This window comes from Streptomyces sp. CBMA29, assembly GCF_014596445.1.
Classification (GTDB): Bacteria; Actinomycetota; Actinomycetes; order Streptomycetales; family Streptomycetaceae; genus Actinacidiphila.
Genome location: NZ_MECL01000179.1, coordinates 71179 through 90038 on the forward strand (window position 1 = coordinate 71179; position 18860 = coordinate 90038).

15 protein-coding genes and 1 pseudogene are annotated in these 18860 nt (G+C 70.6%); 6 read left to right on the plus strand and 10 right to left on the minus strand.

Going from position 1 to position 18860, the window contains the following annotated elements:
- Window positions 1-132: 132 nt before the first annotated feature.
- From BGM09_RS23900 to BGM09_RS23915, 4 genes are all read right to left on the minus strand, one after another.
- A complete protein-coding gene (locus tag BGM09_RS23900; protein ID WP_188283757.1) occupies window positions 133-1602 on the minus strand; it encodes an oxygenase MpaB family protein in 1470 nt (489 codons plus the stop codon).
- A gap of 284 nt (window positions 1603-1886) precedes the next feature.
- Window positions 1887-2609, minus strand: a complete 723-nt coding sequence (gene uppS, locus BGM09_RS23905) for a polyprenyl diphosphate synthase (protein WP_188283758.1) — start codon at window positions 2607-2609, stop codon at window positions 1887-1889.
- Window positions 2610-3308: 699 nt separating this feature from the next.
- Complete coding sequence (locus BGM09_RS23910) at window positions 3309-3818, minus strand: signal peptidase II (protein ID WP_188283733.1); 510 nt, start codon at window positions 3816-3818, stop codon at window positions 3309-3311.
- A 148-nt stretch (window positions 3819-3966) separates the two neighbouring features.
- On the minus strand, window positions 3967-4767 hold the full coding sequence (locus tag BGM09_RS23915) for a VOC family protein (RefSeq protein ID WP_188283734.1): 801 nt from the start codon (window positions 4765-4767) through the stop codon (window positions 3967-3969).
- Between the two features lie 234 nt (window positions 4768-5001).
- Here BGM09_RS23915 and BGM09_RS23920 point away from each other — a divergent pair, with 234 nt between their 5' ends.
- Window positions 5002-5448, plus strand: a complete 447-nt coding sequence (locus BGM09_RS23920) for a universal stress protein (protein WP_188283735.1) — start codon at window positions 5002-5004, stop codon at window positions 5446-5448.
- Window positions 5449-6013: 565 nt separating this feature from the next.
- Here BGM09_RS23920 and BGM09_RS23925 read toward each other — a convergent pair.
- Complete coding sequence (locus BGM09_RS23925) at window positions 6014-6286, minus strand: helix-turn-helix domain-containing protein (RefSeq protein WP_188283736.1); 273 nt, start codon at window positions 6284-6286, stop codon at window positions 6014-6016.
- 165 nt (window positions 6287-6451) lie between these two features.
- On the opposite strand from BGM09_RS23925, the gene BGM09_RS23930 reads away from it, so the two are divergent.
- The 3 genes from BGM09_RS23930 (at window position 6452) to BGM09_RS23940 (ending at window position 9597) form a co-directional block, all read left to right on the plus strand.
- Entirely contained in the window at window positions 6452-6934 is a 483-nt protein-coding gene (locus BGM09_RS23930; RefSeq protein WP_188283737.1) for a helix-turn-helix domain-containing protein, read from the plus strand.
- Between the two features lie 175 nt (window positions 6935-7109).
- Window positions 7110-7499 carry an MmcQ/YjbR family DNA-binding protein gene (locus BGM09_RS23935; RefSeq protein ID WP_188283738.1) on the plus strand — a complete coding sequence of 130 codons (390 nt, stop codon included), beginning with the start codon at window positions 7110-7112 and terminating at the stop codon, window positions 7497-7499.
- 220 nt (window positions 7500-7719) lie between these two features.
- Window positions 7720-9597, plus strand: coding sequence for a discoidin domain-containing protein (locus BGM09_RS23940; RefSeq protein WP_223187501.1), 1878 nt, complete (start codon window positions 7720-7722; stop codon window positions 9595-9597).
- Window positions 9598-9874: 277 nt separating this feature from the next.
- Here BGM09_RS23940 and BGM09_RS23945 read toward each other — a convergent pair whose 3' ends face one another.
- The 3 genes from BGM09_RS23945 to BGM09_RS23955 are packed head-to-tail and all read right to left on the minus strand — an operon-like array spanning window position 9875 to window position 14158.
- Entirely contained in the window at window positions 9875-11566 is a 1692-nt protein-coding gene (locus BGM09_RS23945) for a glycosyltransferase family 39 protein (protein ID WP_188283739.1), read from the minus strand.
- Window positions 11563-12846: a glycoside hydrolase family 26 protein gene (locus BGM09_RS38960; RefSeq protein ID WP_188283740.1), complete on the minus strand. Its 1284-nt coding sequence runs from the start codon at window positions 12844-12846 to the stop codon at window positions 11563-11565. Before BGM09_RS38960 ends, BGM09_RS23945 begins: the two co-directional genes overlap by 4 nt.
- Complete coding sequence (locus BGM09_RS23955; RefSeq protein ID WP_188283741.1) at window positions 12839-14158, minus strand: glycosyltransferase family 2 protein; 1320 nt, start codon at window positions 14156-14158, stop codon at window positions 12839-12841. The genes BGM09_RS38960 and BGM09_RS23955 overlap by 8 nt, the downstream gene beginning before the upstream one ends.
- A 441-nt stretch (window positions 14159-14599) precedes the next feature.
- Here BGM09_RS23955 and BGM09_RS23960 point away from each other — a divergent pair, with 441 nt between their 5' ends.
- Entirely contained in the window at window positions 14600-15697 is a 1098-nt protein-coding gene (locus BGM09_RS23960; RefSeq protein WP_188283742.1) for a glycoside hydrolase family 26 protein, read from the plus strand.
- Between the two features lie 79 nt (window positions 15698-15776).
- Window positions 15777-16751, plus strand: a complete 975-nt coding sequence (locus BGM09_RS23965; protein ID WP_188283743.1) for a hypothetical protein — start codon at window positions 15777-15779, stop codon at window positions 16749-16751.
- Window positions 16752-16897: 146 nt separating this feature from the next.
- On the opposite strand, the gene BGM09_RS23970 is transcribed toward BGM09_RS23965, so the two are convergent.
- Window positions 16898-17719, minus strand: coding sequence for an FHA domain-containing protein (locus BGM09_RS23970; RefSeq protein ID WP_188283744.1), 822 nt, complete (start codon window positions 17717-17719; stop codon window positions 16898-16900).
- Window positions 17716-18860, minus strand: a pseudogene (locus tag BGM09_RS23975) (hypothetical protein); the annotation flags it as partial. The gene BGM09_RS23970 and the pseudogene BGM09_RS23975, both read right to left, overlap by 4 nt.

The window sequence follows — 18860 nt, forward strand, 5'->3', positions numbered from 1 at the left end:
AGTCCGTGGCCGCGAACCTAAGCGGCCACTCACCGAAGGTCAAGAGCACTGCCGCAATGCGTCAACCCCAGTCAATTGAAACGTATTTGAAATCCTGACACCCCCACCCAACACCCCACCACCACCCCGGGGTCAGGCGTCGGCGAGGAGGGGGTCGTAGGGGGTGGAGCGGTGACGGGCGGACATGAAGGTGAGGAAGTCGGCGATGAAGGCGGAGCGGGTGTAGGCGGAGGCGGCGGTGGGGACGGTGCGGGTGAAGGCGGTGCGGAAAAGGGCGCGGTATTCGGCCGCGTCGATGGTCTGGTTGCCGTCCTTGTCGGTGACGTCGAAGAGGACTTCGGCGACGCGGATGAGGGCGGGGCCCGCGAGGGTGGGGGCGGCGGCGGTGTATTCGGCTCTGCTGACGCGGCCGTCGCCGTCGGTGTCGAGGGCGGACTGGAGTTCGCGCCACCAGTCGGCGTAGGCGTTGTAGAGCCTGGTCTCCTGGGGCTCGTCGAGGTCGAGGCGGGAGGACAACTCGCGGGCCATGGCGGCGAGATCGGGCCAGTCGAGGAAGCCGTCGCCGGTCTGGTCGAGGACTTCGGTGAAGAACTCGTCGGCGCTGCGCCGCGATCCGCCCGTGGTGGAGGTGCCGGTGGAAGTGCCGGTGGTGGCGGTGGCGGTGGGGCCGTCGTCGGCGGGCTCGCGCTGGGCGGGGAAGGGCGTGACGAGACGGATGAAGGCGCCCGCCTGCTTCATGCGGTCGCGCACGGCGGTGACCGTGGCGTAGCGCGGGTCGTCGCTGTCCGAGGTGAGGGCCATCAGGTCGGTGAGGGTCTCGGTCCTGATCCAGCCCTCGGGGAGGAAGCGGGCCAGGCCGGCGGCCATGTAGGCGCCCTGCATCAGCGTCTGGGCGCCGGGGATCTCGGGCAGACCGGCGCGGCGCCGGAAGGGTTCGGGGAGCGACGCGACGGTGATCTGCCCGATGACGGGCCCGGCGAGCGCGCGGCCCGCCGCCCAGACGGTGGGCAGGCCGTCCAGCAGGGGCGGCGCGGGGAGATGGTCGAAGAGCTTGTAGAGGATGATGCGCAGCGCCTCGGTGTTCTCCAGCTTCTCCTCGACCATGCGGTCGTAGTACTGCCAGAACTCCGGCAGGGTGGCGGGCAGTTGGCCCGCCTGGTCACCCAAGGCACCGAGGAACGCCTGGAATTCGGCGTAGAGCCGCTCCATCGTCGTCTGGTCGAGCGGCTGCCCGCTCAACCGGCACATGGTGACCGAGCTTTCGAAGAGCGTCGCGACCACCCACGCGCGGACCTCGGGGTCCATCGCGTCGTACGGCCGGTGCCGGGCGTCGGCTCCGTTGAGCCGCGCGTGCAGGCGGTTGAGGCGCGCCGCCTCCCGCTGCCGTACGGCGTCGTCCGCGCCGAACATCCGCTGGAGGCTCACGAGGGTGTTACGCAGCCGCCGCCACGGGTGCGCGACGAAGGTCGAGTTGTCGGCCAGGGCCGCGCCGATCTGGGGGTGCGCCGCCTCCAGCACCGTCGCCCTGATCACCGCCAGGCCCCAGCGGGGGTCGTTGAAGAAGCGGTGGAACTGGGAGTCGGGGCCGAAGAGGGATTCGATCTGCGGGGCGGGCGCGGGAGGTGGCCCTGCGGGCGGCTTGCCCGGGTCCGGTGCTACGGGGCCCGGTGCTACAGCGTCCGGTGCTACGGCGTCCGGTTTCGACGCCCTCGGCTTCGCGGCTCGCGGCTTCACCGCCTTCGGCTTCGCCGCCTTCGGTTTCACGGTGCCGGCCGACTCAGTCGCCTCGGCCGCCTCGACTGCCTCGGCCGCTCCGGCCGCCCGCGAACGGGCCCGCTTGGGAGGCCGGTTGGCGCTGCTACTCCTGCTGGTACTACCTGTCTCCGTCACGTGCGGGACTCTCCGTTCGCGTGCGGCGGCACGCCGCCGAAGCGGCGCTTGCGTTGCTGGTACGTGTGCAGGCACTCCAGGAAGTGCGGGGCGCGGAAGTCGGGCCAGAGCACCGAGGGGAAGGTCCATTCCGCGTAAGCGACCTGCCAGAGCATGAAGTTGGAGATGCGCTGTTCACCGGAGGTCCGGATCACGAGGTCGACGTCGGGTGTGTCGGGGAAGGGCAGATGTGCGGCGAAGTGGCTCTCGTCCACGGCGTCGGCGGACACTCCGCTGCGGATCAGGGAGCGGGCCGCCTCAACGATGTCGCCGCGTCCGCCGTGGTCGAACGCGACGGTCAGCGTCATGCGGCGGTTCGTGCGGGTGAGTGTCATCAGGTCGGCGAAGTCGCGTGCCAGCGGGGCCGGGATTCTCGGGTCGGCGACGCCGAGGAAGCGGCAGCGGATGCCGCGCGCGTGCAGCAGTGCCGCGTGTTTGCGTACGACGCTGCGCACCAGCCGCATCAGGTAGTCGACCTCGTTGCTCGGGCGGCTCCAGTTCTCGGTGGAGAACGCGTACAGGCTCAGCCACTCCACCCCGGCTCCGCGCGCCGCCTCGATGACGTCGATCACCGTCGTCTCCGCCGCGCGGTGGCCCGCGGTCCGCGGCAGCGAACGGCTCTCCGCCCATCGGCCGTTCCCGTCCATCACACACGCGACGTGCCGCGGGGCCGGGGTCAGTGACGTGGCCCGTCGCGGCTGCCTGCCCACGCGGGCTCCGGTGTCCCGTACGACCGAAGTGCCGCTGTCTCGCTCCACCGTCACAGGTGCCCCCGGCCGTCACCGTCACCGCGATTGGATCAACACCTCACAGCCTCCTGGTACTTGGCCTCCGGCACATCCCGATCCGCGCATATTCACCCATGGCACGCCCGTCCGATTCCGCGCCGCCGCGACACGCGGGCGGAGGCACACCGAGGGGCGTGCGGCGTGCGGCACGGTGCGATGGCGGTTCCGCTTCCGCTACGACGAGGACGAGACGGCCGCCCCGCGTGAGTGCCTGTCGCCGCCGGACTCCCCCGTGGCAGCGGCAGGACGACCGGTCCGCCTCGTTGGGGCGGAGGGTCCGCGGTTCGCCGCGCCCCTTGAAGGACCGGGCGTACGCCTCGCGCCAGCTCGCGGCACTGCGTCAGCGGCGCGGCGCGGCGGGTGACCGGCGCCGTACGGCGTATCCGTCCCGCACGGCAGACCGCCGTCCGGGACGGCGCCAACGTGACCTTCGCGCCCGAGGACGCCCGGCGGACCGAGGCCGACGCCGGAGGAGCCGTGGGAGAGGACCGGCCCGCTCGGCGACCTGGCCACCGACCTCGGCGACCTCAAAACCGCCGTGAAGCACCGTGAACCGCCGTGAAGCGCCGTGAACCGCCGTCGCGCGAGCGATCAGGCGCTGCCCACCGCGTCCGGCTCTCCGGCAGGAGATGCGGCGGCGCGCATCGGGACGCCGCGGAATGCCTGGACGAGGACGAAGAGGGCGCCGGCCGTGACGCACTGGTCGGCGAGGTTGAAGATGCCGCCGTTGCCGACCTGGATGAAGTCGAGGACGGCGCCGCGGCCGAAGGCGGGGGTGCGGAAGAGGCGGTCGGCGAGGTTGCCGCCGGCGCCCGCGAAGAGGAAGCCGAGGCCGAGGGCCCAGCCGGTGGAGCGGACGGAGGGGGCGACGCGGGCGATGAAGACGAGGACGCACAGGGCGAGGAAGGTGAAGACGAGGGTGGCGCGGGGTGCGAAGGAACCGGCCGCGCCGGGGTTGCGGATGGCGGTGAAGGTCACAGCGCCGCCGAACGCGTGGCTGGCGTCGTGCCCCTCGACCACGACCGCCGCGACGGCCTTCGTGGTCTGGTCCACCACGAGCCCGACGGCCGCGGTCGCCCACAGCAGGTACGTACGCCGCACCGCACACCTCCCGATCCCAGCCCCGTCCCCCGTCGAGCGTACGTGGCCGCCCGCCGAAACCCCGGCCCGCGCCCGCACCGACCTCCATGGACAGAACACCTAGGCCGTGGCTCAGCCGGAAGAGCCGTGCCGCGCGGCGGCGGAACCTCTACGCCTCCGCCAGCTCCGGCATCTCCCCCACCGTCCGTGCGGTGTCGATGACGGAGAAGTTCGCGCCCTGCGGATCGGTGACGGCGGCGAAACGGCCGTAGGGGCTGTCCATCGGGCCGAATCGGAGGGTGGCGCCGAGGTCGACCGCCTTCTGTACGGCGGCGTCGCAGTCGCCGACCGCGAAGTAGACGTTCACGTACGCGGGCACCTGCGGCGGGAATTCGTCGCCCATGGTCATGCGGCCGAGAACGGGGTTCGGGCTGCCGCCGACCTTGAAGACCTTGAAGTCCACCTCGGTGTCGGTCATTCGCTGCGCGGAGTACGTGAACGCCTTCGTCAGGAAAGCGTCCGTGACGTCGGGCTCGCGCGTGAAGAACTCGGCCCAGCAGAAGGCGCCCGGCGCGCCCACCTTGGCGAAGCCCTTGTGCTGCCCCGGCTGCCAGAGCCCGAAGGCCGCGCCGGTCGGCTCCTTGGCCAGCGCCATCGTGCCGAGCTGGCCCACCCGCATGGGCTCCATGAGCAGTTCGCCGCCCGCCGCCTTCACCTTCTCCGCGGTCGCCGCCGCGTCCGGAGTGGCGAAGTACAGGTACCAGACCGACTTCCCCTCTTCTCCCGGCATCGGCGGGACCACGCCCGCGACGGCCTCCCCGTCCGAGAACGCCTGCGCGTAGTCGCCGAATTCGCTCGCGCTCTCGCCGAACGTCCAGCCCAGCACGTCGGCGTAGAAGCGCTTGGCCCCTTCCAGGTCCACGAACATGGCGTCCACCCAGCACGGTGCGCCTTCCGGGAAATCAGTCATGACCCGCGACTCCGTCCCAATGGAGATGACATACGTCACTTACGTACGTTTCCACGCTAGTCAGTCATCGCGCTCCCCGCACGGCGAGGGAACGGTTACGGGTGACGGAGAGCGGCAGCGTACGAAGTGGCCATGGTCACCGCCGATCCGGGAATGGCGCCCGGCGCCCGGCGGCTGAGGACGTACGGAGGCCGCACCTCCCGTGAGACCCCTTCGGACAAGGAAGTTGAGCCCATGTACAAGAAGATCCTCGCCGCCGTCGACGGTTCGGCCCACGGCAGCGCCGTCCTCGACGCGGTGTCGGCGCTCGCCAAGCTGACCGGCGGGACGGTGCAGGTCATCCACATCCGGCCGTCGCAGGTGATCACCGGAGGGATCACCAGCACGGTGGTGCCGGTGGAGGAGAGCGCCGAGAGCCGCAAGGTCGTGGACGACGCGCTCGCGCGGCTGCGCGCGGACGGCGTCACCGCCGACGGCGAGGTGGACGAGGGCCTGACCGAGGACCTGGCCGCGATACTCGTCGAGCGCGCCGAAGCCCTCGGCAGCGACCTGATCGCCGTCGGCCCCGGCCACTACAGCGGCATCTCCGCGCTCCTGCACCCGAGCGTCAGCCGCGCCGTCGCGAAGGCGTCGCCGGTGTCGGTCCTGCTGGTCCACAGCGAGGCCGGGGCCACCGCCTGACGGAGGCCGGGGCCACCGCCTGACCTTCCCCTCCCCGACCGCCCCACTGCCCGCCACCCCCGGTTCCGCACCCGGCCGGGGACGGCGGGCAGCGTCGTACCCGGAGCCGTACTCGTACAAGCACACGGCACAGGCACTGGACTGGCACTGGCACTGGCAGAAACGGTCAACCGGGGCAATTCACCGACCGCCGGACACGGAGAGTACGGCCGCGTAACCTGACCGTTAGCCGGGCGCCTGGACGCTGGTGCCCTCTCCGTACATCGCATTCGGCGGTGTCCGAAGAGAGGAGCAGTGCAGTGGCGCGTCACCGCAGGCCGAAGAGGCTGCGGACTACCGATCGATTACGCATGGGCTGGTGGCTCGTCCAGATTGCCGTCTGGATCCATCAGCACGTCAACGACCGGTAATCCGGCTGGGCGGGGGCCGTCTTCGTTGGATGCGGCGGCGGCCTCCGCGTACTCACCTCATGATGTGCCGCCCCGGCCCCGCGGGCCGCGAGTCACACAACTTTGGCATATGCCAATCCACGCGTCGAGCAGTCTTTCGAGTGCGCGCACCGGCCTCATTCGGCCGCACCCTCAGGCGCGGCGGTACGGACCGCGCCCGCGTGGCGCTTGCGCTCCAGGACGACGAGCGGGCAGTTCAGCGCCTCGGCGATCTTGATGAGATTGGCCGGGGTGGCACTGCGCCAGCCCGACTCGATCTCGCCCATGAGCTGCTCCGAGATGCCGACCTGGTCGGCGAGCGCCCGCTTGGTCAGCCCGGACTTCTCCCGCGCCCAGGTGACGGCCTCGGGCTCCTGATGGAGCCTGCTCGGCCGGGTGCGGTGCGACATGGGCAAAAACTAGCGCGTAGTAGCGCGTAGCACAAGTATTTATAGAGAACTACGCACACCTGCGCACGTTGCCGTCGCGCATATGCGCAGGCCAGCCCGGCCGATACCCGCCCGTCTTCGCCGTTTCACTGGACGCATAATGCGTAGTTGTGCGAAGCTCGCCGCATGACTGAGCGCCCGGACGCGCCGCCCGAGGGGGAACTGATCAAGGTCGCGCTCGTGGCGTCCGGCCTTTCCCAGCGGGAGGCCTCGCGACGAGCCGGTATGAGTGACACGCGGTGGCGGCAGATCGTCAGCGGCTACCAGTCGGTCGACGGGACACCCGTCCCCGTCCGCGGCCGTGACGAGACGCTGGCCCGTATGGCGCATGTGGTCGGCGTACGCCCGGAGCAGTTCGAGGACGTCGGCCGCCCCGACGCCGCCGAGGAGCTGCGCGACCTCACGGCCCGCAAGCGCGACATCGACGCCGCCTCGTCCATCCCCTCCGGCGCGTACGACCGCCTGGAGGAGCGCTGGCGTCTGGTGGAAGCCGTGCTCCGCTCCGCGCGCGAGGGGTTGAGCCCGTCAGAGGACAGCAGCCTCGTCAGCCGGGTGCACGGACTGCTGGCGCAGGACCCGGACAGCTTTACGCCCAAGGCTCCTGGGTAGCGGCCGACTTCACCCGTCGGCGCGGGCCGACGCTTTCCGCGAGCGTGTCGAGCCGGAGCCGGAGCGGGAGCGGCTACGGCTACGGCTACGTGGCGAGCGCGCCCCGCCGTGGTGGAATTGGGCGCGTTCAAGCGACGCGACACGCGGGCACGCGGGCACGCGGACGGAGCCGGGGATGGGGAGAGTCGTGGGGCGGCGGGCAGTGCTGGGGAGCGGGGATGTGCGGCGCGTGGCGCTCGGGCTGCCCGGCACCGTGGAGAAGGAGCTGTGGGGGCATCCCACGTTCCATGTCGGCCGGCGGATGTACGCGACGGTGCCCGACGACGGGACGTCGTTCGCGGTGCGCTGTCCGCGGCACGAGCGCGCGGAGTTGATCGCCTCGGAGCCGGAGAAGTTCTGGGTGCCCGCGCACGAGGCCCACTCGTCGTGGGTACGGGCGCGGCTGACGGCGCTTGAGGACGAGGGCGAGCTGTACGACATCCTGCTCGACTCGTGGCAGCAGGCGGCGCCGGAAGAGCTGGTCGAGACGTTCCTGGCGAACGGCCGTCGACCCGACCGGAATTGATTCACCTGGCGGGCGGGGGAAGGGCCGGGGGGAAGGGCCCAGGGCGACGGCGCGGGCCCGAGGCGGACGGTTCCGTAAACGTTGCCGGAAGCCTTGACAGGGGCTGGGGCAAGGCCGACTCTCGCGTGGAGAGAGCGCTCTCACGAAACCCCCCACACCCAACGGCGGGTCTGCGCACGGGAGTTGCGGGGTCGCCGTACCCCCCACACAAGGAGCAGGCATGTCGATGAGAGACAAGCGCTTGCGGAAACGGCTGGGCGTCGGATTAGTGGCCGTCAGCGCGATGGCCGCGGTGGCGCTGGCCGGTTCGCCGCAGGCGTCGGCGTCGGCCTCGGCCTCGGCGTCAGCCGCCGAGAAGGGCACCGTCTCCCCACAGACGGCGACCCGGACCGCGGCAACCCGGACCGCGGCGGCCGGGACCGCCGCGGCCCAACCGGCCGCCGTACAGCCGAACGCCGTCCCCGCCGCCCCGAGCGGCTTCACCACCACTTGGAGCGACGACTTCAACGGCGCCGCCAACACCGGCCTGGACACCGGGACATGGCGGTACGACGCCGGTGAGGGCTGGACCTTCGGGACCGGCGAGATCGAGACGATGACGAACAGCACGGCGAACGTCTACCAGGACGGCAACGGCCATCTGGTGCTCAAGGCACTGCACTCGGGCACGGACCCGAACACCGGCTGGACGTCGGGACGGGTCGAGACCCAGGCGGACGGCTTCGGCGCGCAGCCCGGCGGCGTCGTGCGGATGCAGGCGTCGATCCAGCAGCCGAACGTGAACACGGCCAACGGCGCGGGCTACTGGCCCGCGTTCTGGATGCTGGGGTCGCCGCTGCGCGTGGGCGTGCCGTGGCCGGGGTCCGGCGAGGTCGACATCCTGGAGGACATCAACGGCCGCGGCTCGGTGTTCGGCACGCTGCACTGCGGGACGAATCCGGGCGGCGCGTGCAACGAGTCCAGCGGCGTCGGCAGCGGTGAACGGGCCTGCTCCGGCTGCCAGACGGGCTATCACACGTACGCGGTGGAGATCGACCGCTCGACGTCGCCCGAGCAGATCCGCTGGTACCTGGACGGCGCGAACTACTTCACGCTCAGCTCCAACCAGGTGGACGCGACGGCGTGGGCCAACGCCGTCGACCACAGCTTCTACATCATCTTCGACCTGGCGATCGGCGGCGGCTTCCCCGCCGCCTTCGGTGGCGGCCCCAACGCGGCCACGGTCAGCGGCGGTTCGCTGAACGTCGACTACGTGGCGGTCTACAACAAGGCCGCGCCCGGCACCACCGGCGCCAACATCGCCAAGGGCAGGCCGACGACGGCGTCCTCGACCGAGAGCGCGCAGTTCCCGGCGTCCAACGCGACCGACGGCGATGTCACCACCCGCTGGTCGAGCGGCTTCAGCGACCCGCAGTGGGTCCAGGTCGACCTCGGCCAGTCCTACAACCTCACGCACGCGAGTCTGGTCTGGGAGGCGGCGGCCGCATCCGCCTACCAGCTACAGACCTCGGCCAACGGCACGACCTGGACGACGGTCTACTCCAACAACAACAGTCCGGCCGACATCCAGGACACCGCGCTGTCGGCCACGGCCCGCTATGTGCGGGTCTACGCGACCGCCAGAGCCTCCCAATACGGCGATTCGCTCTACGAGTTGGCGCTGTACGGCACACCGACGTCCGGCGGCGGCGACCCCGGCGGGCCCGGCACACCCACCCTGCTGTCGCAGGGGAAGGCGGCCACGGCCTCGTCCAGTGAGAACGGCGGCTTCACGGCGGCGAGCGCGGTGGACGGCGACCCCGGCACCCGCTGGTCCAGCGCCTTCAGCGACCCGCAGTGGCTCCAGGTCGACCTCGGCGCCGGCCACACCGTCAGCCAGGTGAAGCTCAACTGGGAGGCCGCGTACGCGACGGCGTACAAGATCCAGACCTCCGCGAACGGCACCACCTGGACGGACGTCTACTCCACGACCGCCGGCACCGGCGGCAATCAGACGCTGAACGTCACCGGCACCGGGCGGTACGTGCGGATGTACGGGACGGCCCGCGCCACCCAGTACGGCTACTCGCTCTGGGAGTTCCAGGTGCTCGGCACCTGACCGTCAGGACCGCGTGAACACGTACGGCCGCCTCCGGCGCACGCGCCGGGGGCGGCTTCCGTACGTACTTCGCCCGGCTCCAGACCTGGCCGTAGAAGGGACTGGACAGCCGCCCCGGCCAGTTGACGAGCGGACCTCCGCGCGTCCACCGGTCGCGTCTTCCCCCGAGCATGCTCCCCCGCCTCCGTTCCCCGTTACGCCGTTCCCCGCTATGCCGTTCCCCGCTACCTGGTCGCTTCGCGCTGGACGCCCCGCTCCGGCGCGCCCAACGCGCCCGCTACCGGGCCGACTTCAGCGGCAGCCGGTCGAACAGCGTAATCCGCAGGCCGCCCGCGAAGTCCTTCGCGGTGCCCGCCTTGTACTCGGTCTGGAGGAACTTCCCCTCGTCGGAGGTCATCCCCGCGTACGGCGTGCGCGGCGCGGTGGCCACCAGCCAGATCCGCTGGACGTCCTTGGTGCACACCACGGGCGCGGAGCACGGCTGTCCGGTGTACGTACCGTCCCGCTGCGGCGACACCGTCACGTACACCGCGTCCGGCGGGTCGGCCACGGCGCGCAGTTGGTACGCGGTGCCCCGCATCGCCTTGTCCAGCTCACCGCTGTAGACGACCCCGTCGCCGCCGCGCGTCTGCGTCCGCAGCCAGGCCGAGGCCGCCTGGTAGTCGGGGAGTCCGGGCCGCGGGTCGGTGCGCAGGCCGTTGAAGGCCGACAGCGAGACCGCGGCCACGGCGACGGCGGCGACCGTGCCGAGCAGGATCTGCCGGGTCGCCGCCCCGCGCTCCCTGCCGGGCAGCAGCTTGGCAAGACCGCACACCCCGGCGCCCGCGAGCAGCGCGACGGCGGGCACGGTGAAGACGAAGTACGACGGCGTGAACAGGTTGCCGTACGAGCGCAGTCCGAACAGCGCGACCGGCGGCAGCACCGCCCACACCAGCAGCGGCACACCGTTCCTGCGGCCGAGCAGCACCCCGAGCAGCGCGAGGCCGCCCACCGCGAGGGCGACGTGCTGCGAGCCGAGCAGCTCCTGCGGCAGCCGCAGCAGCGCGTGCACGTCGGTGCCGCCCTGCGGGTCCTGGTGGTTCTGGCCGCGCGCCAGCATCAGCACCGCGAAGAGCGGCGCGACCGGCACCAGCGTCACCGCCAACCACGCGCCGGTGCGCTGACGTTCGGTGGCCAGCGTGATCAGCAGATACGCCACCACGACCGTGGCCGCCACCGGGTGGAACAGCCCCGTGCACAGCATCCCGAACGCGTATCCGCCCGACCGGTCCGCGCCCACGTGGTCCAGCGCCCGGTACAGCAGCAGCGCCCCGGCCACCACCGACAGCGCCGCCAGCGCGAACGGCCGTGCCTCCTGCGCGAATCGCGTCGTCACCGGCAGCACCGCGAACACCAGCCCCGCGGCCAGCCCGGTCGGCGCGTCGAACATCCGGCGGCCGAGCAGCGCCAGCAGCCCCGCCGTCACCGCCGTCGCCACCACCGACGGCGCCCGCAGCACCGCGGGCGAACTCCCCGCGACCGAGACCCAGATGTGCATCAGCACGTAGTAAGGCGCCAGCACCACATCGGTGTTGTCCAGCAGCCGCCCGAGGTCCGACCACGACAGATGCGCCGCCCACCACGTCGCCGCCTCGTCCTCCCTGACCTGCGCCGCGCCCACCCGGTACCCGCCCGCGACGAACGTCACCAGCATCGGCGGCAGCGTGATCGCGGCGCGGCCCATCCCGCGCCGCTTCTCCTCCTGCCGCTTCTCTTCCCGCCGGCGCGCCGCCCGCCCGCCCGTGGCCGGGCGGTCCCCGGTGCTGTCGTCCCTGATCTCCCACTCGCCCTGGTCGTGATGGGAGTTCCGCGGCTGCGGAATGACCGAGATGGGGATGGTGTCGGGGTGATCGGGGTGGTCGGGGTGGTCGGGGTGGTCGGGGTGGTCGGGGTGGTCGGCGCCGGATGCGAGGGCTTCCCGCTCGCTCATGGGGTGCTCCCGGCGGGGGAGTCGGAGGGCGAGGCCGCGGGCGCGCCCGGTGAAGGACCGGACGACGTCTTCGTCTGCCCGGTCGCCAGCCGTAGTGTGGCCAGACCGGCCTGGAACGCCTGCTGTTCGGCCTTGCTTGAGGTGAACCGCCAGTTGGCGCGGGCGCCGGTGTCCCGGTCCTTCTGCATCCAGATGAAGCCGACGATGTCCGGATGGGCCTGGAGCCAGGGGAAGAAGGCCCGGACCCAGTTCAGTTGCTGCTTGTCGATCTGCGCGCCGGTCTCCATGATGATCAGCGGCTTGTCGGCGAAGGCCCGCACCTGCTTGATCGTCGCGCCGAAGGTGATCTCGGGAGTCTTCTCGCGCACGCCGTAGCCGGTCATCCCGATCCAGTCGACGTAGTCGTCACCCGGGTAGTACGGCTGGAGTTTCACCTTCGGCTTCGGACGGATGATGTTCGGCGACCAGGTCCAGATCACGTTGGTGGCCCCGGCCTTGTCGAAGAGGTCGTGGACGTGCCGCCACGCCTGCACGTATTCGCCCGGCTTGTTGGCGTTCACCGCCTCCGACCAGGGGTACCAGCCGCCGTTCATCTCGTGCGCGAGGCGCAGCACCAGGGGCCACTTGGCGTCGGCGATGGCCGTGGCCGTACGGGTGATGTAGGCGTCGAACCTGCCGCTGATGATGTTGCCGAGCCGGAACTTGGGCTGATCGGTGTTCGTGTCGAGGATGACGCCGCCCGCCGGATTCTGCACACCGCCCGCCCAGGGCTCCCAGGTCAGCACGGGGAGCGTGCCGTGTTCGTAGGCCGCCGTCATCGAGTACGGGTTGAACTCGTGCTCCCAGTCGAGGAAGTACGAGGCCATGGTCGGCCGGATGCCGCCGTCGTCGGTGGTGAACCCGTCCAGTTCCTTGGCGTCGTAGGGGGCCTTGACGGTGGCCGCGCCGAAGTAGATGCCGTCCGGTTTCATGAACTGCTGCTTGGTCGGCACGTTCGGGTCGCTCTTGCCTTTGAGCCGGTCGAGCAGTCCCGGGTTGCTCTTGCTGCCGCCGCCGAGTCCGGAGTAGCTGTTGCCCTGCGCGTTGGAAACCACGGCCATGTAGACGCCGTAGGACAGCGCGGAGAGCAGGACCGCGTTGACGGCCATCCAGATCCGCAGCCGGATGCCGGTGCCGCGGCTCCACCAGTGTGACGGCTTCTTGCGCCGGCGCTTGGCCTCCGCCCGGCTCCCCGACCGGTTCGCGGACCGGTTGGCGGCCGGCCTGTTGTGGCTAGACACTCATCATCACCGACCCCCCGAGCATGAGGCCGCCGATCACGTATGGCACCAGGACCAGGGAGCTGTGGGACTTCTCGCCCGCGAAGCTGTCGGCGCGGGTGCCCCAACTCGCGTTGTGCGCGCAGCGGAAGAAGCCGAGCAGACGCACCGGCAGCAGCAGCAGGGTGTTGATCACCATGAAGGTGGGCAGGAAGAGCAGATCCTGCGGCCGGTAGGCGAAGTGCCGCCCGAAGCGGAACATCAGCGAGAACAGCGACATCACGGCGGCCAGCGCGAGGAGCAGCACCAGTGACTTCGTGGGGTCGCTGGGCAGCGGCAGATCATCGTAGATGGTGGGCCGGCCGCGGTGGAATGCGGCGACCAGCCAGGAGGCGAAGGTGCCGAGGAGCACGAACGGCACGGCCACGTCGGTGAAGTAGAACAAGGCGAGCATCTTCGCGTTGCGCAGCATCCACGGCATCATCCGCAGCGTGTTGTACTGCGAGCCGCGCGCCCAGCGGTACTGCTGCTTGGCCAGCTTCTTCAACTGGAGCGGGGCGTCGGTGTAGACGAGCGACGTGGACTGGTAGACGGTCTTGTACCCGGCTTTGAGCGTGTAGTTGGTGAGCGTGCGGTCGTCGCTCACCTCCAGGAAGACGCCGAGGAACTTCTCGCCGAGGAAGGCGTCCATGCAGTCGAAGAGGATGTGGCTGCGGAAGGCGATGGTGCGGCCGGGCAGGCAGCCGACAGTGCCGAGCACGCTCATCGCGGGCATCGAGTACTGACACCGCACGCTCTCCAGCCAGTCCGCCCAGCGGGTGAGCACGGTACGGCTCGGCTGGAGGATGCGCTGACGGGTCGTCACCCCACCGACCTCGCGGTCGCGGAACGGCTTGACCAGTTCGCTGAGGGTGTTGGCGGTCCAGATGGTGTCGGAGTCGACGAGTACGGCGATCTCGCCGCTGGATTCCGCCAGGCCGACCTTGAGCGCGTTGCGTTTGCCGGGGACGGGCGTCCACCGCCAGAACACGCCGAGGTCGTCGCAGATCCGCTCAAGTGCCTCGTTGCGCCGCCCGTTGATGACCACGATGATCTCGGTCGGCCGCTGGTCGATGATCCGGCCGACGACCTCGCGGAAGAGGTCCTCGGGCTCGTCCACCACCGGAATGATCACGGAGGTGGTGGTCTGGAACGGGCGCTTCCAGGGCTTGTAGCGACGCGCGAGCACGACCTTGATCAGCCACAGTAACCAGACCAGCGCCATGAAGGCGGCGAAAGGGTACACCACCCCCTGGAGCCGCAACTCACGGATCTCCAGCAAGAACGCCAGCATGTCTTCCTTATCGCGCCGATTCCCCCGAGCCACATACAAGGCGGCGTGCCGCAGAGAGCGTATGTGGTGACACGATTTTTATCATATGAACCTTAGCGTCCCTCACGGGATCACCTTGAGTAACGCCTCTGCCGCGTACACAACGGCCCAGTCGCGTGAGTTGTGTTACACCTCGACGGCAAGCCCGTTCAGTCCGGCCCGGAATTACCTGGACAAACGACCGGAGCGGTGAAATCCAGGTCACATTCGTGTAGGTCCTGTGTCAATCGGACGGTGCGGACGTCCGGTCATCGCACCGGTCCGGTGCGCGACGGCCCGGCCGACCCGGAGGCCCGACTCGTGGAACCGGCCGCGGCCGCACCGCCCGGACACCTAGAGACGACCATAGGTTCGTCTGATGAGATGCTTCCCGTGACGGTTCGCCGAGCAGAATGGCCGGGAATGAATGTGCTCACACGAGGGAAGCGGCGGCGGCCCTTCCTGGTGAACGCCCTGGCAGGCGCGCTCGTGGGCGCCCTGCTGCTGCCGCTGGCCGCGTGCTCCTCCGGGGGCCAGGAGCGCATCGACGACTCCGGCAATCCCGCACAGTCCACGCCTTCCGGAACATCCGCCGCAGATCCCGTGGCGCGCACCAAAACACTGAGCAAGGCGGCATATCTGCATCCGAAAGGCGTCTATTTCGGCGTCGCGACATTCCACGCACCGGCATGGGCGACCACCGCGGCCGTGACCGCGGCGTCGGAGCGTCACCCGCGAATGCTGGAGTACTACCAGGGCTGGAACGAGGATTTCTCCGCCGCCGACGCCGAACTCAGTTACAAGCAAGGTGCGGTGCCCTTGCTCACCTGGGAACCGTTCGCCAAGTCGCGGGCCGCCGACCAGCCGGAGTACTCGCTGAAGAAGATCGCGTCGGGGTCGTTCGACTCCTATGTGATCCGATTCGCGCGCCAGGTCAAAGCGGCGGGGCAGCCGATCGCCCTGCGCTTCGCGCACGAGATGAACGGCGACTGGTACCCCTGGTCCGAGAAGAACAGCGGCAACTCGCAGGGCGACTACGTGAAGGCGTGGCGGCACATCCACGACCTCTTCCAGGCCGTGGGCGCGACCGAGGTGATCTGGGTCTGGAGCCCGAACGCGCTCCGTGGCGCCCGCGACGTCCCGCTCAAACCGCTCTACCCAGGGGACGGTTACGTCGACTGGATCGGCGTCGACGGCTACGGCTTCGGTGAGGAGACGGCCACCGAGGTGATCCAGCCCACGGTGGACGAGATCACGAAGTTCTCGCACAAGCCGATCCTGCTGAGCGAGACCGGCAGTTCACCGGGACCGCAGCAGCCCGGCTGGACCGCCGACCTCTTCCGCTGGATCAAACGGACGCCCAATGTGATCGGCTTCGTGTGGTTCCAGCACAGCGTGGACGAAGGCGGCCAGTACGACTACCGCTTCGACGTCAATCCGCAGACCAAAGCCGCATTCCGGAAGGGACTTGATTCCCTCACCCTGAGCCCGTGGCCGGTCACTTCCGATGCGCCCCAATAAGGGGAGAAGACACCCCGCGTACATGTCTGACGCTATGATTCACCGAAATGAGTGACGGGAAAGGCGAACTTCTCCGGCCATGAGTACTCCCACGGGGCCCCCGGAAGATCCTCGCATACCGCACCAGAACGGTGCCGTACCGCAGGTCGAACAGCAGCCGACGCAGGCCGCGCAACCGACGCAGCAGGCGCAACCGGGTTACGGCTACCCCCCGACCCAGCGTCCGCAGTCGGTCCAGCAGGGCTACCCGTACGAAATCCGTCCAGGCGTACCGCAGTTCCCGCAGCCGCAGCCCTACGTGCCCAATCCGAACGAGCCCGACTGGTCGGCGCTCGCGGACCAGCACGTGGCCGAGCAGCGGGCGCGCAAGAAGCGGATGCTCATCATCGGCGTGGCGGCCGTCCTGGTCGTGGCCGTGGCGGGCGCGGCGGCGCTGTTCCTGATGGGCGGGTCCAAGAAGGACGACGACACCGTCGCCAAGGACGGCAAGGACAAGCAGACGACCGCGCCGGCCGTCCAGCCGAGCGATTCCGCCAGCACTTCGCCGAGCACGGAACCGAGCGGCTCGCCGAGCGGCACCTCGACACCCACGATGCAGGGCAAGGACCTCTTCTCCGACACGTCCACGCGGGTCAACGGCCAGACCTTCACGCGGAAGACCACCAGCCACGAAGCACCGTGCTGGAAGGCCACCCGCAGCGGTCTCGGTCCGACGCTCGGGCCGAACAAGTGCGCCCAGGTCGTGCTCGCCACCTACACCGCGGCGAAGTCGTCGGTGACCGTCGGCGTGATGGTCTTCCCCAGCGCCAAGGAAGCGAACGCGGTGAACAGCGCCTTCAAGGGCGAACTGATCCCGCTCACCAACAAGTCGGGCATCCCGAACTTCTGCGAGAAGGTCGCGTGCGCGGTGACCCACGCCGTCCACGACCGTTACCTCTACACGACGATCGCCGGCCCCAACAACGGCACCGCGGGTGTCAAGGACGACGACGCGATCGCCGCCGGCCACGGCATCGCCGGTTACACCCTGACCCGGCTGACCGAACTGGACTGACCCGCAGCCGTCGTTCCCGCCCCGCGCCCGCTAGGGCGTGACACGTCACGGCCCCGCGCGCTTGTGCCGCCATCGCCGGTCAGCCGCCATACGCCACTCGGCACGTCCGTACGGTTCCGGGTGTTCCGGACACACCTCGCCCATGACTACCCCGATCGGTCCGGGAGGGGGCCCGCGTCGAGAAGTGCCAGGTCGGGCGGGACGAGGGTGGTGGACAGCAGGAGTTCGCGCAGGAGGTGGTCGTTGAGGGTGTTGCCGACCGGCTCGCCGACCTCCTCGCGGGTCAGGAACGGCACACCGCTGCGCGAGAGCCGGTTGCGTACGCCGCTGACCAGGTGTTCGACCCGCTTGGGCCCCCACGGCACGCCGGGCTGGATACGGGACAGGTGCGCGGCGGTGTCCTGCCAGGTCAGGGGCTGCGGACGCAGGTCGTGCAGCAGATAGCGCCGGCCGAGGACGACCAGCGCGAGCCGTTCCTCGTCGGTCAGCACCCAGGTACGCGGGGGGCGGGTGACGTCCGAGGGCATCGGTACGGGCGTCTCGCCGTCGGGGCCGGTCACGAAGATCTCCAGCAGGTGTTCGCGGTGGCGCGAGCCGCGCACGAACAACGGGGTGTAGCCGGTGGCCAGCGGCAGCGGCTCCTCGTCGGTGAACAGCAGCCTGCCGCCCGCCAGTCGCAGCGGCAGCCGCCCGTGGTTGCCGACCCACCACTGGCCGGCGCGGTGCGTGAGCGTGCCCTGATGGCGGCTGACCAGCGGGTCGTCCTCGCCGAGGCAGACGTGCACGGCCGGGCGGTTACGGCCGAAGATCACCTGCCGGTTGGCGCCGGGGCCGAGCCGCATGCCCCCGGTCAGCGCCAGCGCGAAGACGGTGCCCGGCACGGGCGCGGTGACGCCCCTGGCGAGGCTGCCGTGCGTCTCCGGCAGCCGCTCACCACCCGCCGGAGCCGCGTCCCCGTCCCCGTTCATGCCTTCGGCAGCCGTGCCGCCGCCACCTCACCCAACTGGCGTGCGGTGTCGCACAGGGCGGTGACCGGACCGGGGCCCGCGACCGTCAACTCGACCAGCTCCTGGGTGGTGTCGCCTTGGAGATCCTTGTACGTGCGGTTCACGATCCGGGCCGTGCAGGTGCCGGTGTCCTCGTACTCCTCGGCCAGGAAGCCTTCCCTGGAGCCGAGTTGGACGCGCTTGCCGTCGGAGGCGTCCAGCGGGGGCGAGTTGCGGTCGAAGACCAGGTCCACGCCGGTGTCGCCGGAGGAACCGCCCCAGTGGCAGCCCCAGTTGCCGAAGCCGGCGTCGCGGCGGGCCGCGTCGACGCCCTGGACACGGCCGAGCGCGGTGGCGGTCAGCAGGGCGCAGGCGTCGGCGGCGGCCAGCGATCCGGGGGCGGCGGCCGACGGACGGCGGGCGACCGTACCAGAGGCGGCCAGAACGGACACCGCGTGGTCGGTCGCCGCGTCGGCCATCGCGCACAGGTCGGGCGCCGAGGCGCCGGTCTGCCGGGCCATGATCTGTACGTGGCTGCCGTCGCCGAGCCGCAGCGTGCGGTCGCACTCGTCGCCGTCCAGCGGCTCCGCCGCGATGGTCACGTTCCCCGCCTCGCGCGTACGCACCTGCGTGCCGGTCTCCACGTCCGTGCCGATGAAGGTGGCCGCGACATCGGCCGACGAGTCGGCGCCCGGTCCCTCCACCAGCACATCGCAGCGGTCGAAGTTGCCGTAGGCGGTGGCCAGTTCGGCGCGGCCGAAGCGGGTGAGGGACGCGGTGGCGAGCAGTGAACAGGGGTCGGCCGTACGGGCGTCGCCCAGCGCGCTCGCGGGAGCGGAGCCGGAAGCGGAAGCGGAAGCGGGCCGGGCCGGGCCCGAACGGGCGCCCTTCGCGTCGGCGGTGCGGTGCCCCGACGCGCCGCCGTCCCACGGGCGCAGCGCCAGCAGCCCCGCGGTCAGGCCGACGACGGCGGCCACCGTCGCGGCGGTGATCCAGCGCCCGCGCGGGCCGCGTACGCCGTCGCGCGGGTGCCGGCCGGTCGGGCCGACGGGCGTACGGCTGCCGCCGCCGGGGCCAGGACTCGCGCCGGAGACGGCCGCCTCGTCCCCGGCCGGGCCCACGA

Excerpts from the sequence above, each read along its gene's own strand:
- BGM09_RS23955 (WP_188283741.1), bottom strand. The coding sequence starts at position 14,158 with ATGCTGGCGTTCTTGCTGGAGATCCGTGAGTTGCGGCTCCAGGGGGTG.
- BGM09_RS23960 (WP_188283742.1), top strand. The coding sequence starts at position 14,600 with ATGAATGTGCTCACACGAGGGAAGCGGCGGCGGCCCTTCCTGGTGAAC.
- BGM09_RS23965 (WP_188283743.1), top strand. The coding sequence starts at position 15,777 with ATGAGTACTCCCACGGGGCCCCCGGAAGATCCTCGCATACCGCACCAG.
- BGM09_RS23940 (WP_223187501.1), top strand. The coding sequence starts at position 7,720 with ATGTCGATGAGAGACAAGCGCTTGCGGAAACGGCTGGGCGTCGGATTA.
- BGM09_RS23970 (WP_188283744.1), bottom strand. The coding sequence starts at position 17,719 with ATGAACGGGGACGGGGACGCGGCTCCGGCGGGTGGTGAGCGGCTGCCG.
- BGM09_RS23945 (WP_188283739.1), bottom strand. The coding sequence starts at position 11,566 with ATGAGCGAGCGGGAAGCCCTCGCATCCGGCGCCGACCACCCCGACCAC.
- BGM09_RS23935 (WP_188283738.1), top strand. The coding sequence starts at position 7,110 with ATGGGGAGAGTCGTGGGGCGGCGGGCAGTGCTGGGGAGCGGGGATGTG.
- BGM09_RS23915 (WP_188283734.1), bottom strand. The coding sequence starts at position 4,767 with ATGACTGATTTCCCGGAAGGCGCACCGTGCTGGGTGGACGCCATGTTC.
- BGM09_RS23925 (WP_188283736.1), bottom strand. The coding sequence starts at position 6,286 with ATGTCGCACCGCACCCGGCCGAGCAGGCTCCATCAGGAGCCCGAGGCC.
- BGM09_RS23930 (WP_188283737.1), top strand. The coding sequence starts at position 6,452 with ATGACTGAGCGCCCGGACGCGCCGCCCGAGGGGGAACTGATCAAGGTC.
- BGM09_RS23920 (WP_188283735.1), top strand. The coding sequence starts at position 5,002 with ATGTACAAGAAGATCCTCGCCGCCGTCGACGGTTCGGCCCACGGCAGC.